This window comes from Spirochaetota bacterium, assembly GCA_026414805.1.
Lineage (GTDB): Bacteria > Spirochaetota > UBA4802 > UBA4802 > UB4802 > UBA4802.
On the sequence record JAOAIH010000180.1, the window covers coordinates 1 to 518 of the forward strand.

General features: G+C 28.2%; 1 protein-coding gene. It reads left to right on the forward strand.

The features are described 5' to 3' along the window. Window positions 1–51: 51 nt before the first annotated feature. Window positions 52–518: type I-B CRISPR-associated protein Cas8b1/Cst1 (cas8a1, locus tag N3F66_15270; protein MCX8125506.1), on the forward strand; the 467-nt coding region annotated here is incomplete at its 3' end.

Here is a 518-nt window from a genome sequence, read left to right on the forward strand (position 1 = left end):
AGAGGTTGTGTAATGTGGTTTTCAAGTTTTTCAACAAGGTGGGGGTAAAACATGTGTTTAAATAAGAATGAATATGCTATTTATCCATCAAACTGGCTTATGAGGGCTGGTATTGTTGGATTTTTAAGAATCTTGGATGATAATAGTACAAATACTTATAATAATTATATTGAAAATGGAACTTTAAACTTTAATTTCGATTTATCAGATTTTTTTACTATATATTTTAAATATGTTAAAAACAATAAAATTAATCTCAAATTTTTCTATAATAATAGTAAAGTAGCAAACAACGCACCTAAAGATAGTAATAAGAATAAAGATTTAAATGCTATAAAAGAATATTTTCAAGGAAAGACCGATGACAATGAACTTCTTTGTACGTTCTGTAACGAAAGAAAGGCAATCAAAAGAGATAACAAATATGTTATTTTAGATGAAGTGCATGGGACGCCTTTAGGGGCAAGCCCTTCTAATTTAGCAAATTTTTTCTGGGAAGGGGAACCAAATCTATTTAT